Origin of the sequence: Sphaerisporangium sp. NPDC051011 (assembly GCF_040653595.1) — a bacterium.
Lineage (GTDB): Bacteria > Actinomycetota > Actinomycetes > Streptosporangiales > Streptosporangiaceae > Sphaerisporangium.
Genome location: NZ_JBFAGG010000023.1, coordinates 41867 through 55911, shown reverse-complemented (window position 1 = coordinate 55911; position 14045 = coordinate 41867). Strand labels below are relative to the sequence as shown.

The window sequence follows — 14045 nt, the reverse complement described above, 5'->3', positions numbered from 1 at the left end:
ACGCCCGATTCAGCCTGATCAGGCGCAAATCGCCCTGAAAGGGGCCAGTGACCTTCAGCTGGCGCTCATGGATTACGACATCGAGTCGACCGTCTACTCGGGGGCCGGTATCGCGATGGTCTTCCTGGGAGACGACCTGATCGTCTGGACGGACGCCGAGGTCGGGTTCATGTGGTGGGGCGGCCACATGATCAGCCGCCACCGTCGCAAGTACTCCTTCAGCCCTCTCACCGACATCACCTCAACAGCTCAGAGGGTCGCCATGCGCTTCGCCGAGACGTACGCGACCCATGAGCACGCGTTGACCATCGCCCGAAAGCTGACCGAGGTCAGCTCCCAAGACCCGCTGAGCATCAGCGGTCATGCGATCTTCAGGGGTGATCGCACGACGCTGATAGCGCCCGTCTGATGTACGCCGGCCTTTCGTGGGCAGCCTCGAACCTGCCGGCCAGTCCAGCCATCCACGAGGCCGCACGCGCAGCCTGCGCGGTAGTTCGCCGAAGCGTGGAACTGGAGCGACCTCGCGCGCCACGCAAGGGTCACTTCCACGTCTGGGCCACCTGGGGCCTCGGTCGTGACGACATCGACGGAATCCTCCAGATGACCGGAGAGCCGCCGCTCACCGACGAAGAATGGGATCTGGCGAATGAACTCTGGCGAGCCGGTTACGGCGACACTCGCGACCGCCGGACCGGTGTCGGCGACGCGAGCGGCCACGGACGTCGAGAACCTGAAGACCATCGCCCGTGAGCTGGGTTCGTCGCTAAAGGTGAATCTCCGTGAGCCGGAACCCGTCGAGGGTCGGGCGCTCCTAGCGTCGCCGAAGTTTCAGACGCCAGAGCTCCAGATCCTTGGAGGTGACCAGGCGATTTGGGCGACCGTGGTCATCCGTGACTTCCCCGACACGCAGGACGTGACGTTCTTCGTCGTATCGCGGATGGACGTCAACGTGGTCCCGATTCGCTGGCCGCTGCGTGAGGTCGGCGAGGTCGTCTCCTTCCTCCGGGGCCGCGAAGTGATCCGGCAGCGGCAGGCCCAGTTCCTCTAGGCCTCGCTGGCCCCTCTGTGCCCACCCGAAGGCTTACCAGACGACCCCTCGTGCACGAACAGCGATCGTGAGGCGAGGCCGTACGCGGGCGAACGAGGGAGGCAACGCATACCGGGCGTGCCGGGGGCGGGCGAGCGAAGCGAGAGCGCCGGTTGCGTGGACGACCGCGCCCGCGAGGCTACGAGCCCAAGACCACGGCCTGAAGGACGAATTGTGGCCGCTTGCCGGTGTGCTGCGGCACCCCGGCTCCCCCTGATCGGGCGGCTCGCTCAGTCCGCCGGTGAATCGAAAGGGACGGGAGGAGGTGGGAGAGGGCGCGGTCACCAGATCACCTCTTGAGAAGGCTCCGGATTCGGCGGTCGCATCCAGCCGTAGCCCTTCTTGGCCTCGGGGGACGGTTTGGCCAGCACCAGCCAGTCGCACTCGGTCACCACCTGGCCGGGCTGACCTCCCTGGCCTCGGACCCGGAAGTAGGGGTCGAAGACGTCCGGCTCCTTGGGGCGGGGGTTGTAGGAGATGCAGGTCAGGCCGCGCAGGGACGGTGAGGAGTTCACCGCCTGGACGTGACCGCGTACCCAGGCGTGGACGGTGCGCTGTCCGATCCGCTTGACCCGGCGGTGCCCGGCCTCGGAGACGATGAGCTTGGCGCGGGTGACCGTCACGTCGTCCAGGTGGGCGATGACGTGGCCCTTGTGCGGGCCGGTGAGCGCGGTCACGCTCCACAGGTGCGTGCGGAGGTTGAAGTGGATCTGGAAGTAGCCGCCGAGGAGATCTGGCGGGTCCATCAGTTCTTTCATGCGCTTTCCCCGCGTAGGTGGGCGGAGAGATCGAAGTCGCAGTACGGGCACGAGTCGTCGTCGCAGAAGCGGGCCTCGATGATGGTGCCGCCACCGCGTTTGCCCGCGCTGATGGTGATGGTGTTGTGCCCGTGGATGTGGAAGGTGACGTCGGGAGTGGGACCGCGCAGGTCGGTATGGGTCATGTGGGTACTCCTGGGCGGGTCAATGGTCGAGGGGTGGAATGGTGAGGGTTGAGTGATTGCGCCACCAGCGGGCGATGCGGGGTCGCATGGGCTCGGGCGGCAGGATCTCCAGGTCTGCGGTGGGTGAGCCCGGCAGGGGGCGGAGCTGGATCGCGAGGGTGCGCGTGCGTGCGGGTGTAAGCCGGTGGTAGCGGTAGATCCAGGTGGTATCGAAGGCGCGGCTGGTCGCGAGGATCCGGGCGGGACCGGGTGACGGCGTGGCCAGGTGTGTCCAGTGCTCGTCCAGGAGTTGCAGGAGGAGACCGCGTAGCAGGTTCACCGCGGTCATTGACACCTCCGGGGGGAATCCCCGCGTGCACAGCTCGGGGAGACCGAAGCGGCTCAGCCCCCATGTCTCGGCTTTCAACGTCTCGCCGGTGCTGTCGCCCTGGGTGAGGAAGACAGTCACCCAGTGGTCGGCGGCGTGGAAGACCTCGCCCTCCTGGTCGAGGCGGTGGGCGTCGGGCACGATGTGGTGCGCCGCCATATCGGCCAGCACTCCGCGGGTATTGGCGGCCAGTACGCGGGCGATCATGCGAGACAGCTGGGCGGTCCGTGGCTGCTGCCCGGCGGGCGCCGCCACGGTGATGATCTGGTGGAAGCGGGCGGCAGCCAGCATCTGGAGCTGATCGTCGGGGCCGGCGAGGTCGGCCAGTTCCTCACGCCAACCGGACTCGGCCGCGGGCACCGTCTCCAGCTCCACCTTCGAAGAGCGCAGCAAGGTGAGCGCGTCGGCGGCGAGCGGGTGACCTTCGGCGTGGAGGCGTACGAGCTGGCCGGCGACCAGGTGGGCGGGCCGGCTGACGTTCAGGTCGGTCGCGACCACGAAGTGGCTGCGGACGTTGGCCGGGATATCGAGGGTGAACTGATCCATGGGCGTGTCTCCTTGGTGGAGGGGATGAAGAGGCGGGAGAACGGCGAGAGCGCCCGGCGGAAGCTGTCGCGGGCGCTCTCGGCAAGGGCCGACGCTGAGGCGTCGGGGTGATCACAGGGGCTGGCCTGGGTGCCGCCTGGCGAGGTCGACGTGTGGGGTGAACCCTTCGGTGTAGGTGAGGACCACCAGGTTCTGGCATGCCGTCAGCCCGTTGCGGAGGGTCTCCAGGAGGCCCGAACCGTTGAGCTCGCTGTCGAACACCACACCGGTCCCGGGCAGGTCAGACAGCCCGTTGTCCGCCACGTTCGACGCCAGTCGTCACAGGCAGGGTCCAAGCCCTGGGCGCAGACCGGCTCGTGCGGGTCCGCAGCGGTGCTGGTCGAGGTCAGATACACGCCATCGCCGTAGACGGCTCCAGCAGCGGGGAACGGCAAGGACGACTCCTGAAGACGAAGAGGAGGGACGACGTCGGCGAGGGCCGGTGCGAGCCGTCTCGCGCGGGCGACGGCCGCGCAGAGCGCCGAGTGGAGCGCCCGCAGCGGGCGAGGAACGAGCGCGCGAGGACGAACGACCTGGCGCGGCGGCCGGCGTCTGCGAGGCTCCGACGCCGGACCGCGCCGGTTACCGCTGTTCGCCGTCCTGGGTTGGCGTCGGGCCACGCGGCGTGATCGACGGTGTGGTCCAGAAGCTGGTCGCGGGTGGCGATGCTGGTTCATATGACGTCGTCGCCACCTGGCCAGGCGCCACCTGGCCAGGCGCCGTCAGGCGCCGCGCAGGTCTGGACGATGTACTCCTTGGCGGCCGGCCGTCGCCACAGCATCACCGCGCGGGTCTGCGAGCAGAGCACGCGCGGCTTCCCGCACGGCGGTATAGATCGGCAACACCGGAAGTTCCGCTGAGGTCATCACCGGTCAGGTGTGCGCCGCGTCGGCCGGAGGCCATCGGAGTCGAAGGGCTGGTGGTCATTGGGGTGCCCTTCTTGCGTTGATCAGGTCGGCGACGGTCTGGATGACGGTGAGCAGTTCGGCGTGGCTGAGGCGGGAGACGGTCAACGCGGCGTGGTCGCCATTGGCGGAGGATTCGGTGAACTCGACCGCGATGTGCAGCCCAGCCAGGTCGTAGGCGCTGGCCCGCTCGTAGCCGGGTGCGCGGCCTCGATCGGTGCCCTGCGACCAGGACAGGCCGTCGTCTCGGGGACCGCCGAGCCGGCGCTGCGCCGCGCGCAGGGTGCGCAGGCGCCTGGAGGTGAGGAGCTCGTCACGCCAGATGGCCTGTTCGAGCTTGCGGGTGTCCCGGCGAACCGCTGGCAGCAGACGCCGGACGATCTCGGCGGCCATCTGGGCGGAGGTCTTGGCCAGGGAGAACCGGATCGTGGGGCGTTCGAGCCCATAGCGGTAGGAGCGATGGTCACCGGGCAGTTCGTGAATGCCACAGACCGCGGCTTGGACCGGGCCGAGCGAGATCCGGAGCGCGACACCGTTGTGCTCGTGTAGCTCCCACCGATAGCCGTTGCCGTATCGGTCTTCGGCGATTGTCCACGAGCCGGGCAGCGCTTGGGCCAATGCCAGGAGCAACCCCCGCTGCTCGGCGTGCGAGAAGTGAGCGGAGCCAAGGTCACGAACGCTCATCGCCACCACCTCTCGGACGGGAAGGGGTGAACGCCGGGTCGATGGCCACGTGGTGCGTTCGGCCCTGGTCCGGCGGACGCGTGGCCTGCGGGAGGCTGGTCCACGCCACCGCGTTGCTGTCACGGCCGAACCGCTCGCCGGCGTGCCGCCGGGTCCGTGGCCCCGGCGCAGTGCCGCGCTGGCACCACGACGAGGCCATGGGAACCTCCGACTGGACAGCGGTCATGAGGTCCTCCGAGCGATAAAGCGGCCGATCAAGCCCAAACGAGGCGTTCGGCCGCGAGACGGGGAAGCGGGGTAGCTGATCGCGGGAGGGGCCGGGCAGTGCGGGCAGCGGATTTCGTCGCCGGTGATGGACCATCCGTCCTGCTGGGCGCTGAGCAGTGCTTCGGCCTCGTTGTAACTATCGGTGGTCGAGTCGTGAACCTCATCGCAAACGTCGCAGGCCACCTCGTAGACGATCCAGACGCGGAAGCTCATGCCGTCCTCCCGCCTGGGAGGCCGCGACGGGCCGTGCTCAGGACGTGATGGCCCCGTCGCCACCACCGTTGCGGCCGGACGGCGTTTACCGTGCGCTCGAACTCCTCGGCCGGCCGCTCGCCCTGGTACAGCAGCCCGGCCAACGCGAACTGGACGCTCTCGCGTGTACCGGCGCCCAGGGATGGGGCGATGAACTGCCGCGCCTCGACCGTCAGAGTCGCCAGGCGCAACCCGGTCGGCAGATCGAGCGTCACCAGCGCATCGGGCCGAGCTACTCCCGCCGCGCGGCGAGGACGGGAGAGCACGATCGGGCCGGTCCTCATGCGGTCACGCTCCAGGCGCCGTCGTGGAAGACCACCCAGCCCTGAGCGCCGGAGCCGGGCCGGTAGAAGTAGAACCCGTACCGGCCCTCCGGCTGGAGATACACCACAGCGCCGTCCTGCGGGCTCGTCGTGATCGCCTGGATGAGTGACGAGGTGAACGAGGTGTGCAAACCGGCCAGGGCGAGCAGGGCATCGAGCTCGGCGTCCCGGTCGAGTGGGCGGCCCTCGCTATCGCACCGCCGGTCGACGACATGCGCGTACTCCTCGCGCAGGAAGGTGACGCATTCGGCCAGCGCGTCTTGGAGGGTGAAGCCCATATGAACGGTGTACGTACGGCTCGGTTCGGTGTGCATTCGATCGATTCCTTTCATGTGAATTCCGATGGCGGCATAGCCCGGCAGGGCCGACTGCCATGCCGCTGCTGGGCGAGGGGTGCTGATGGGAAGGAGAGGAGGCTCACAGCGGGTGCGGCCATGGGCCCCGCGATTGCTCAGGGCGATGTGGCTTCTACGGGCCATGTCCCGGCCATGTCCGCCCGTTGCATGGCGAGGGTGAACGTGGCCCGGTGTCAGGCTGCGAACAGGGAGGTCTGGTCGACGAGCCTGGTCCACACGCCTGCGAAGCTCTTGCGCTGCTTGTCGTGGACACCGGCCGGGCCGACGCTCAGGAATTGCTCGGTGGTCGGGTAGCGGCCCACGTCCGGCGCGCGGATCTGGGCGCGCGTGATGGCGAACTCATCGGTCCGCGGTTCGGCCCTGTGGGTGCGGGCGAGGCGGTGCAACTCGCCTGCCATCTGGTCCCGGGTTCCTTCGGCGAGCGTTTTGACGCTTCGCCATGCGGTGCCCTTCTTGGTCGCGATGTGCCGGCGGGTCTGCTTATCCGTCGCGGGGTGATAGATGCGCCGCACGTCGTACAGGGCCCACGGCCCGCCGTGCAGCAGCTCTTCGGTGAGCGCGAGGACGTGGTGGAGCTGGTGGTCGATCGCGAACCGCAGGGCGCTGCCCCGGGAGAACAGCGTGGCACGGTGATTGAGGGCTATGGACCGGCGCTCCATGAGCAGGGCCAGAGCAGCGCCTTCCGGCTCTTTGCGCCACCTGTCGGCGAGATACTCGGGATCCGACAACGCGAACGGGCAGTACACGCAGCAACTTCTCGGCCACACCGTTGAGTAGATCTCGTGCAGGTAGCCGAGTGTGTCGGCGCGGGTCCACCCCCATTCAGCCAACGGGAACCGGGCCAGCCGCGACGAAGAGGCGTAGGTGGAGTCCTTGAGAATGCGGCCGCCTTCTTCTGCGGAGAACCCCAGTATGTGCTGGTAGGGTCGGCCGCCGAGATGGTCTTCTTTCCACCAGTCCAGCGGTTCTCCTTTGCTCTTGATCGAGCACGTACGCCTGTTGCCGGCGAACTGAGGCACGGTTCCGTTGCCCAGTTGCTCATCCCGCAGGCGCCAGGGGCCCGCCATGCGCATGTGCTGTGGCTGCCGCGAGTCGTCGAGCACCGCATACCGCGAAGCGGCGCGCTGACCTCCCCGGGAAAGCTGCACGTACCGGACCGAGAAATGCCGCATCAGCGGGAGAACGAACCTCTCCATGTGCTCGGCCGTCTCAGAGAACTCATCACCTGTCATGGCCGTCATCACGATCAGATCGTCTACGTCGAAATCGCGGGTCTGTGGTTCGAGCAGGAACCGAGTGAGCACCCCGACCGAGTCGACACCCATGCCGAGAGACAGGACGACCTTCCCCACCATTGACCTCCCTTCTTCCGTCGCTTCGGGGGGAAACGCCGAAGGCCGCAGCCTGTGCCCGGCTGCGGCCTTCGCGGCCGGGCAGCAGTCAGAACGGGGGCTCTGCCGCGTTCGTGCCGGCGCCGGCGGGGATGGGCGCACCCGTCCACGGATCCGAGGCCGGTGCCGCCGCCTGGGCGGTCCAAGGGTCGGAAGAGGACTGCGGCAGGTCGGCGGGAGAGTTCGGGACGGTGACGCGCTGGGCCTTGGTGACCTTGGCGGTGGCGTTGCCCAGGCAGGGGCCGATGTCCTCGGCGTCCAGTTCCACGACCGTCCGGCGCTCGCCGTCCGGCGTCTCGTAGGAACGCTGTTTGAGGCGCCCCCGTACGATGACCTTGTGGCCGCGCTGGAGGCTCTCGGCGACGTTCTCGCCTTGCAAACCCCAGATGTTGCAGGTGATGAACAGGGTTTCGGCGTCCTTCCACTCGCCGGTGGTGCCATCGCGAAACCGTGGTGTGGAGGCGACGCGGACGCTGGCCACGGCACGGCCCGAGGGGACGAAGCGAAGGTCGGGGTCGGCCACGAGGTTCCCGACGACGGTGATGGTGGTCTCGTTACTCACTGAGGTGCCCTTTCAGAAGAGGGGTGAGATGGTGGAGCGGCGGTCGGTCGGCCGCCAATGGGTGATCAATGACGCGACGGCGGTGGGTAGGTCGTCGACGTTGCCGAGGAAGGTGACCGGCCCGCCGCCGTGCAGCAGGTGGGCGCGGTCGGCGTAGGCGGCTATCGCCCATGCGCCGCTGGACAGCTGGGCGACGCCGCCCAGCGTCCCCTCCCGCCAGGTGCCCGAGCCGGGCGCTGCCCGTTTGTCCCGCCCAGCCGGACCAGGTAGGTGACCGCCAGTGCGTCGCGGACGGAGAGCAGAACGGCACGTACCAGTGGGTCGCCGGGTGAGTGGACGCCCCGTACGGAGGAGGTCATAGGCTGTTCCCCTGCGTCGCCGTCGGCGGTGCGGTGCCTGGGGCGTCGCAGGGGCCTTGCCGGCGCCGGTGGTCCTGGTGGCAGGAACGGTGGGCGCGGGGCGCCCAGGCCGCCAGCTCGCGGTAGACACTGCTGAGGGCGGGACCGGATCCGATCACCAGCAGGTCGGCGTGGCTGACCGGGCCGCGGCAGTACACACAGGTGGCCATCGGAACGCGGCCGCGGCTGGTGGGTTCGGTGGGCCACTCGCCCCAGCCGGGCATCCGGCCCTCCAGCATGAACTGATCGGCGCGCTCGAACGGAACCGCGCCGGGGATGCCGCGGGTGTAGGGGGTCTCCAGCCACACCGTGCCGCGGGCATGGTCGTAGATCCTCAACAGGGCCGTGTGCAGCCGGTCGGGATCGTGCCAGACCTCCGCGCGCCAACGATCGTGCATCTTGACGTGCAGGCGGCAGTCCGGCACGTACCACCATCCGGTGGTCGTGGCGCTGTCCGGTGCTCTGACCAGGTGATGGCCGTTGTAGGTGGTCAGCCGCACGACTCCGCCTCCTGAGCAGGACAGCGGTGCGCGGCGGCGGCCTCCAGCAGCGCATGCAGAAGATCACCTGCGGCGCGGATTCGGCTGCCGCAGCGCAGGCAGGCCAGCGCCGAGCCGCGGCGTCGGCGACCGGCTGCCGTGCGGATCTGGAACTGCGTGGGATCGAGCCTCAGCAGCCGAGCGGGGACACCGTCGACCAGGACGTGCAGCCGCTGCTCGCCCGCCTCGGTCCGCAGGTGCACATCAAGCACGACCGGATCGCGCGGGCCGTCGGCCTGCGTGTCCGCCGTGGCAGGGCGGCCGGCGTAGATGAACGCGACGACGTCACCGGCGTCGATGTAGATGATCAGCGTTCCGTCGTCACGCTCGAACCGTTGCACGGAGATCTCCCCGGCGCCGGGCTGAGCCCGGGACAGCAGCTCGGCCAGGCCACGGCTGGTGAAGGTCTCGGCCTCGTCTTCGCTCGGCGGGCGACTCAGGCAAGCTGGCTGAATGGAACGGACGCCGGAAGCCGCGGGGACGGCCTGGAGGTGACGCGTCATCATGGACCTTTCTACGTGTGTGAAGGGGGCGGGAAATGCGAGGGCCCCGCGTGGCGGAATGCCAAGCAGGGCTAGATGGTGCGGAGAAGGGGAGGCGTCAGCCGCGAGCGGCGTGCTGGAGGGCCTGCAGTGCGCGCGATTCCATCTCGTGTGCGGTGTCGGCGTCGGTGAGGGTTTGGGCGACCGAGGTGACCGCGTGCATCACGCCGCCGGCGGTGAGGTCGCCGCCCTTGATGAAGTGGCCCAGGATCGCGTCCTGCTGCTGGTCGGAGAAGCGGAGTTGCTGGGAGACGAGGTGGATGGTCTCGGCCGGGCGGACGATCGGGACTCCGGCCTTGGCCTCCATCGTGGTCACGATCTTCTGCACGTAGGCGGGGGTCATGAAGCGGCGGACGGCGTCGGTGGTCTTGGCGGTGATGAGCTCCAGGTTCTTCTGGTGGGTCTGTCCGCTCCAGTCGATGACCCCTTCGTCGAGCTTGCCGCCCAGGTGCACGGCCCGGTGGGAGTCGGCGGTGATGGTGTGGCCGTTGTCGCAGACCTGGAACACGATCCGCGGGGTGATCGCGGCGGCTCCGCACCCGGTCTCGGAGTTGGTGATCACGAACCCGGCCCAGACCACCGGGTTGGCCGCGCCCTCCGCGCCGGTGAACGGACTTCGGTAGCCCTCCAGCAGCTTGGGCGCCAGGACCTGGACGGCCGGAGAGTAGACCCGCACGTACATCCGCTGCTCGGTCAGGTCGCAGCCCTGGATCGTGATCGGCACCCCGGCCTGCTCCACACCGTCCAGCGCGGCGGTGAGCACGTCCAGATGGTCGACCCGCTTGTAGGAGTCCGACAGCAGCGCCCGCGCGATGCCGGGTCCGCCGCCTGATCCTCGGAACCCGCGGATCAGGAACTTGTGGTCGCGCGGTACGCGGTCCAGCCAGCCGTTGACGTTCACGTCCCACAGGTCGATCGCCTCGTCACGGCATTTCCGCAGGTAAGGCAGGTTGATCTTGAGCTTCTCGGCGATGCCCTTCTCGCACGTGGCGGTCGGCCGGTAGACGCCGTCGGTGCTGGTGACACCGGTCGGGGTCAGGATGGGCTCGGTGCCGGAGATGATCAGGCGACCGCGTTCAGCGCGCAGCGCGGTGGGCGGGGCGACGACGTCGACCTTGCGGCCTTGCTGGTCGCGCAGCAGCGTCACCAGGTCCTTCAGATCGGCGTGCCGGGTCGTGAGCACCTCGGCTGGTGCAGGCGTGGTCATGGACGCTGGTCCCTTCCGGTCCGGGGGAGGACGGAGGGCCCGCCCTCCCGGCGGAAGAGCTCCATGCGTCGGCCGCCCGCGGAGGGCAACCCGGCGGTCCGGCGTGGACAAGATGTTTTCCGACGAAGGAGGAAAAGATCTCTGTCCCGGCCGGAACGAGCGCAGCGAGAGCCGGGTTGCCCTCCGCCAGGACGACGCAACACCAAAACCGCCCGGGAGGGCACAGCCCGACGCCCCCAAGCGGAAAGCGGTAGAGTGCTTCGTCAGCCTCGGCCTTCGCTAAGGGCTTGCATAAGGACAGTCGCGGCGGTCTGGGCGGATGCCGTGAGTTCCTCGATGAGATGCGGTGCGATGGAGCCTTGGCCGAGTGCGGCCCGTTCGACGATTGCGAGGAGAGCCTCCGCCTGAGCCGGTGTCGTGAAGGTTCGACACGGCGCATGGCTCAACACCTCCTGGCAGGCATAAGCGTCGCCGGATTGCGCGGCTTCTTCGATGAGCGCGCGCGGGAGATTCGCCAATTCGTGGTTCAGGGCGAGGGCGAGGTCGACGGCGGTGAGGCCGAGCCGGATGCGGAACATTGTAATGTTCTGGTCTGATTTTGGTAGGCGTCCGGCCGTGGCCAGCACGGTCATGAGGTCGGCGTGGATTGGGTGTGCAACTCTCGCACGAGCGTGGATGCGTAGGCACGCGGCGACGGATTGTTCCCACGGTTCGGTGGTCTTGCTGGTGTCAATGAGCGAGAGGGCGGAATCGGTGTTCCCGTTGATGCTGTGGGTGATGATGCGAGTTTGGCGGCCTTCGCGCATGTGCTGATCGGGCTGGTCGTAGTGGGCGGCGTGCGTTGCGGCTTTTGCCCAGTGCCCGGCGGCGACCAGTGCACGGGTTCCATCCTGACGTAGGACATTGCGGAGCCACGTCTTGACCTTGGCGCCGTCGGCGGCTGTGATGGTGAAGCCGTCGAAGCAGATCGATGTGCCGTGGACCTCAGCGCTGCCGCCGTGGTTGACTGCGCGGTTGATCTGGTCGAGTGTCTGGAACATGGTGTCGGGGTCACCGGCCCTGCCGTCGAGACGGGCGAGGTTGATCAGTGGCTGGAGCGAAGCGATGGCGGTGCGTCCTTCGAGTGGCCAGGCGGCGTGGAAGATTTGGAATTGCTGTTCGCATAGCTGTGCCGCGTAGGACGGCATGGCACTGTCCGCTGCGATCAGTGCGGCCAGGTTCAAGGCCGAGCAGGCACGGTCGATCCGTTCCTCGACTTCGGTGGGAAGGTGGCAGGAGGTGGCGTGGTCACGGACGTGGCGGACCCGGGTTTCCAGGTCGAGGCAGCGTAGCCGGGCCTGAGGCACCAGCGGGAGCCGCATCATCGCCTGGTCGAGACTGGCCAGGGTCTCGGTCGATGGCGATGCCGTAGCGGTGCCCGGCCGGACGGTCATCCTGCGGGCTGGCGCGGGCGGGCCGAGGATGGCGGCACGCGCGGACACGGCCAGGATGCTCTGCTGCCGAGTGGAGATGCCAAGCCGGTTCCAGTGGAAGATGATGTGGTAGCTGAGAATCTCGCGGAGTCCTCGCCGAAGGGTTCCGGTGCGGGATTGGGATGCGAGGGTGCGGCCGGTCTGGCGGAAGGCATCGGCCCATCCAGCGGCGGAGGCGACAGGCCCGCCGGAGCCGAACAGCGGTCCTTCAGGTGTTGTGTCTGCATGCATCAGCGTGATGAGGCTGTCGCTCAGGCCGGTGATCTTGCGGGCTGGGACGTCGGCTCGGAGCGGCCGGTCCTGGGAGACGCGGTCCCAGACGTCGGCTTGCTCGTACCATTCGAGGTCGGCGGATTGCAGCAGGATGCCGCAGAGAAGCAGGGATAGCTCGCGGCGGCCGAGGCCACTGTGGTCACCTTGTAGCAGGGCTATGATGGCGTGACTGTCGGCATCAAAGAGATCGTGGGCGGCCTGCATGGCGGCGGGGCCTCCGAACGCTGCGGTTTCGGTCTCGTAGATGCCAGGCCACCAGCGGCGGATCCGGCCTGCGGCGGCGAGGGCATCCAGCGCGGCACCGAGGCACGGTCTCATCGCCTGGCCGTCAGCTCCTGGCCGCAACCGCAGTCTCCAGCAGGGGTGTTTGCGGATGAACCACCATGCGCTGGTCAGGCTGTCGGTCTGGACGCGGTGCAGGAGCGGCGCGAGATGGTCGGCGGCGGCTTGCTCGGCGGAGTTCCAGTCGGTGAATTCGAGGTGGATCTGCCACCAGGGTGAGGCGGCCTGCTCGGCGAGGGCCGCACGTCCGGCCTGCCGGTAGATCTCGATGGCGTCGGCGAGGGCTGGTGGTGTGATTCCGTCCGCGAGGTCGGCATCTGGCGGGGCCCCAGCCAGGGCGTGAAGGATCGCGCGTTCGGTGGCCAGTACCGCGGCTTCGCGGGCGGGGTCTGTGTTGGGGATGCGGGGGATCAGTGGATCAGTAGGCATGCGTCCCATTCCGACGTCGGCGCGGTGTCGTGTGCGGCGGTGTGCAGGGCCAGGGCGGTTCCGGCGCCGCCTTCCAAGAATCCTGGGCCGGTGGTGGTATCGCACTGGGCGTGCTGGGCGAGGGCGGCGGCCAGGTGCGGCAACCAGGCGGCGAGTGCCGGGGAGGTGGCGTCGCGGGCGGCTCGCCAGGTGGTCTGATAGAGGCCGGCCGTGCCGTGGCACAGGCCGGCGTCGGTGATTAGGGCGCGCTGGGCCGGGTCGCTTAGGCAGCGGGTGAGGTCGTTTTCGTAGCGGGCCTGCAGCCGATGGTCGGCGGTGGCGATGGCGGCCAGTTGGCCTGCGCGGGCGATCCCAGGGGTGCCGTAGCACCAGCTGGGACGCCCTGGGGCGCGCTGGGTGGGGCGGCCGGTGCGCAGGTCGGCTCGGGAGATCCATTGCGGCCACCACGGGCCGCTCTTGCTGTCTTGCCGCCAGGATTCCAGCCAGGTGCAGATGGTGGTGATGGCCTCAGCCTGGCCGGTGACGGTGATGCCGAGGCGCATCGCCTGGCTCAGCAGGGCGAGAGGGCCGGTGATGCCGTGTGCGATCCCGAGGTTGGCGTGGCCGCCGGGGTAGGCGTCGGAGAATCGGCGGTGCGGGTCGTGGCCGACCCACCAGCCGGGCAGCATATGTCCGTCGACGGGCAAGGGCCGGGTCAGCGTTACCAGAGCCTCAAGGACGCGCTCAAGCGCGTTTCCGCCGGGGTCGCGGCGCAGCAGCAGCGCGCCGATCCCGCTCAGGCCGAAGAAGACGTCGTACTCGCGAAAATGCGTGAGGTCGCCGCGCTGGACGCGGGCATGGACCGCGTCGGCGCGGTGGTGGGCGAGCGTATCCACGTACCGGTCGAGGTCGGCTAGGCCCGCCCGGTACCGGCTGGTGCCTGCGGCAGCGGCGTCCAGGATGAATGCGATAGCGGGCGCTCCGAGGTACAGGCCGGTGGTGTCACTGGCGCTGATCTGGCCGGCGGCGGCATGGGTGATCCAGTGGTGTGCCTGCTGCCAGGTGCCGTATCTCAGGTGCGCCCGTTCGATGTGCAGCAGCGCGGTCCCGGCGATGCCTTGGGTGAGGGATTGGGCCATCCAAGGCCGGCTGTCGGGCGGTGGTTCGGGGGAGGCAAGGTGGGCGGCGTACTGTTCGGCCGT

General features: G+C 68.6%; 17 protein-coding genes. 2 read left to right on the top strand and 15 right to left on the bottom strand.

The features are described from left to right. Positions 1 to 67 precede the first annotated feature (67 nt). Both AB0H21_RS36890 and AB0H21_RS36885 read left to right on the top strand, forming a co-directional pair. The gene (locus AB0H21_RS36890; RefSeq protein WP_358526117.1) at positions 68 to 409 is read left to right on the top strand and encodes a hypothetical protein; all 342 of its coding nucleotides are present in this window, start codon (positions 68 to 70) and stop codon (positions 407 to 409) included. Positions 410 to 646: 237 nt separating this feature from the next. Further along, positions 647 to 1048, top strand: a complete 402-nt coding sequence (locus AB0H21_RS36885) for a hypothetical protein (RefSeq protein ID WP_358526116.1) — start codon at positions 647 to 649, stop codon at positions 1046 to 1048. 320 nt (positions 1049 to 1368) lie between these two features. Here the strand turns inward: AB0H21_RS36885 and AB0H21_RS36880 are convergent, their stop codons facing one another. The 15 genes from AB0H21_RS36880 to AB0H21_RS36810 form a co-directional block, all read right to left on the bottom strand. Beyond that, positions 1369 to 1845, bottom strand: coding sequence for a hypothetical protein (locus AB0H21_RS36880; protein WP_358526115.1), 477 nt, complete (start codon positions 1843 to 1845; stop codon positions 1369 to 1371). Continuing rightward, the gene (locus AB0H21_RS36875) at positions 1842 to 2030 is read right to left on the bottom strand and encodes a hypothetical protein (protein WP_358526113.1); all 189 of its coding nucleotides are present in this window, start codon (positions 2028 to 2030) and stop codon (positions 1842 to 1844) included. The genes AB0H21_RS36880 and AB0H21_RS36875 overlap by 4 nt, the downstream gene beginning before the upstream one ends. A 19-nt stretch (positions 2031 to 2049) precedes the next feature. Continuing rightward, the gene (locus AB0H21_RS36870) at positions 2050 to 2943 is read right to left on the bottom strand and encodes a hypothetical protein (protein ID WP_358526112.1); all 894 of its coding nucleotides are present in this window, start codon (positions 2941 to 2943) and stop codon (positions 2050 to 2052) included. 111 nt (positions 2944 to 3054) lie between these two features. Beyond that, on the bottom strand, positions 3055 to 3246 hold the full coding sequence (locus AB0H21_RS36865; RefSeq protein WP_358526111.1) for a hypothetical protein: 192 nt from the start codon (positions 3244 to 3246) through the stop codon (positions 3055 to 3057). A gap of 659 nt (positions 3247 to 3905) precedes the next feature. Beyond that, positions 3906 to 4571: a hypothetical protein gene (locus tag AB0H21_RS36860; RefSeq protein ID WP_358526109.1), complete on the bottom strand. Its 666-nt coding sequence runs from the start codon at positions 4569 to 4571 to the stop codon at positions 3906 to 3908. A gap of 222 nt (positions 4572 to 4793) precedes the next feature. After that, on the bottom strand, positions 4794 to 5051 hold the full coding sequence (locus tag AB0H21_RS36855; protein WP_358526108.1) for a hypothetical protein: 258 nt from the start codon (positions 5049 to 5051) through the stop codon (positions 4794 to 4796). Further along, positions 5048 to 5374: a hypothetical protein gene (locus AB0H21_RS36850; protein ID WP_358526106.1), complete on the bottom strand. Its 327-nt coding sequence runs from the start codon at positions 5372 to 5374 to the stop codon at positions 5048 to 5050. The genes AB0H21_RS36855 and AB0H21_RS36850 overlap by 4 nt, the downstream gene beginning before the upstream one ends. Continuing rightward, the gene (locus tag AB0H21_RS36845) at positions 5371 to 5727 is read right to left on the bottom strand and encodes a hypothetical protein (RefSeq protein ID WP_358526105.1); all 357 of its coding nucleotides are present in this window, start codon (positions 5725 to 5727) and stop codon (positions 5371 to 5373) included. Before AB0H21_RS36845 ends, AB0H21_RS36850 begins: the two co-directional genes overlap by 4 nt. A gap of 215 nt (positions 5728 to 5942) precedes the next feature. Next, positions 5943 to 7124 (bottom strand): hypothetical protein, encoded by a 1182-nt coding sequence (locus tag AB0H21_RS36840; RefSeq protein WP_358526103.1) that lies wholly within the window; start codon positions 7122 to 7124, stop codon positions 5943 to 5945. Positions 7125 to 7209: 85 nt separating this feature from the next. After that, entirely contained in the window at positions 7210 to 7722 is a 513-nt protein-coding gene (locus tag AB0H21_RS36835) for a single-stranded DNA-binding protein (protein WP_358526102.1), read from the bottom strand. A gap of 355 nt (positions 7723 to 8077) precedes the next feature. Beyond that, positions 8078 to 8620 carry a hypothetical protein gene (locus tag AB0H21_RS36830; RefSeq protein ID WP_358526100.1) on the bottom strand — a complete coding sequence of 181 codons (543 nt, stop codon included), beginning with the start codon at positions 8618 to 8620 and terminating at the stop codon, positions 8078 to 8080. Then, positions 8611 to 9165 carry a hypothetical protein gene (locus AB0H21_RS36825; RefSeq protein WP_358526098.1) on the bottom strand — a complete coding sequence of 185 codons (555 nt, stop codon included), beginning with the start codon at positions 9163 to 9165 and terminating at the stop codon, positions 8611 to 8613. Before AB0H21_RS36825 ends, AB0H21_RS36830 begins: the two co-directional genes overlap by 10 nt. A 94-nt stretch (positions 9166 to 9259) precedes the next feature. Beyond that, positions 9260 to 10408, bottom strand: coding sequence for a DUF932 domain-containing protein (locus AB0H21_RS36820; protein WP_358526096.1), 1149 nt, complete (start codon positions 10406 to 10408; stop codon positions 9260 to 9262). A gap of 263 nt (positions 10409 to 10671) precedes the next feature. Then, complete coding sequence (locus AB0H21_RS36815; RefSeq protein WP_358526094.1) at positions 10672 to 12864, bottom strand: thiopeptide-type bacteriocin biosynthesis protein; 2193 nt, start codon at positions 12862 to 12864, stop codon at positions 10672 to 10674. Then, a complete protein-coding gene (locus AB0H21_RS36810; RefSeq protein WP_358526093.1) occupies positions 12846 to 13982 on the bottom strand; it encodes a lanthionine synthetase C family protein in 1137 nt (378 codons plus the stop codon). Before AB0H21_RS36810 ends, AB0H21_RS36815 begins: the two co-directional genes overlap by 19 nt. Positions 13983 to 14045 lie beyond the last annotated feature (63 nt).

Bases quoted from the DNA above. Each gene is read 5' to 3' on its own strand.
- AB0H21_RS36890 (WP_358526117.1), top strand. From the start codon at position 68: ATGGATTACGACATCGAGTCGACCGTCTACTCGGGGGCCGGTATCGCG.
- AB0H21_RS36885 (WP_358526116.1), top strand. From the start codon at position 647: ATGAACTCTGGCGAGCCGGTTACGGCGACACTCGCGACCGCCGGACCG.
- AB0H21_RS36880 (WP_358526115.1), bottom strand. From the start codon at position 1,845: ATGAAAGAACTGATGGACCCGCCAGATCTCCTCGGCGGCTACTTCCAG.
- AB0H21_RS36875 (WP_358526113.1), bottom strand. From the start codon at position 2,030: ATGACCCATACCGACCTGCGCGGTCCCACTCCCGACGTCACCTTCCAC.
- AB0H21_RS36870 (WP_358526112.1), bottom strand. From the start codon at position 2,943: ATGGATCAGTTCACCCTCGATATCCCGGCCAACGTCCGCAGCCACTTC.
- AB0H21_RS36860 (WP_358526109.1), bottom strand. From the start codon at position 4,571: ATGAGCGTTCGTGACCTTGGCTCCGCTCACTTCTCGCACGCCGAGCAG.
- AB0H21_RS36855 (WP_358526108.1), bottom strand. From the start codon at position 5,051: ATGAGCTTCCGCGTCTGGATCGTCTACGAGGTGGCCTGCGACGTTTGC.
- AB0H21_RS36850 (WP_358526106.1), bottom strand. From the start codon at position 5,374: ATGAGGACCGGCCCGATCGTGCTCTCCCGTCCTCGCCGCGCGGCGGGA.
- AB0H21_RS36845 (WP_358526105.1), bottom strand. From the start codon at position 5,727: ATGCACACCGAACCGAGCCGTACGTACACCGTTCATATGGGCTTCACC.
- AB0H21_RS36840 (WP_358526103.1), bottom strand. From the start codon at position 7,124: ATGGTGGGGAAGGTCGTCCTGTCTCTCGGCATGGGTGTCGACTCGGTC.
- AB0H21_RS36825 (WP_358526098.1), bottom strand. From the start codon at position 9,165: ATGATGACGCGTCACCTCCAGGCCGTCCCCGCGGCTTCCGGCGTCCGT.
- AB0H21_RS36820 (WP_358526096.1), bottom strand. From the start codon at position 10,408: ATGACCACGCCTGCACCAGCCGAGGTGCTCACGACCCGGCACGCCGAT.
- AB0H21_RS36815 (WP_358526094.1), bottom strand. From the start codon at position 12,864: ATGCCTACTGATCCACTGATCCCCCGCATCCCCAACACAGACCCCGCC.
- AB0H21_RS36810 (WP_358526093.1), bottom strand. From the start codon at position 13,982: ATGGCCCAATCCCTCACCCAAGGCATCGCCGGGACCGCGCTGCTGCAC.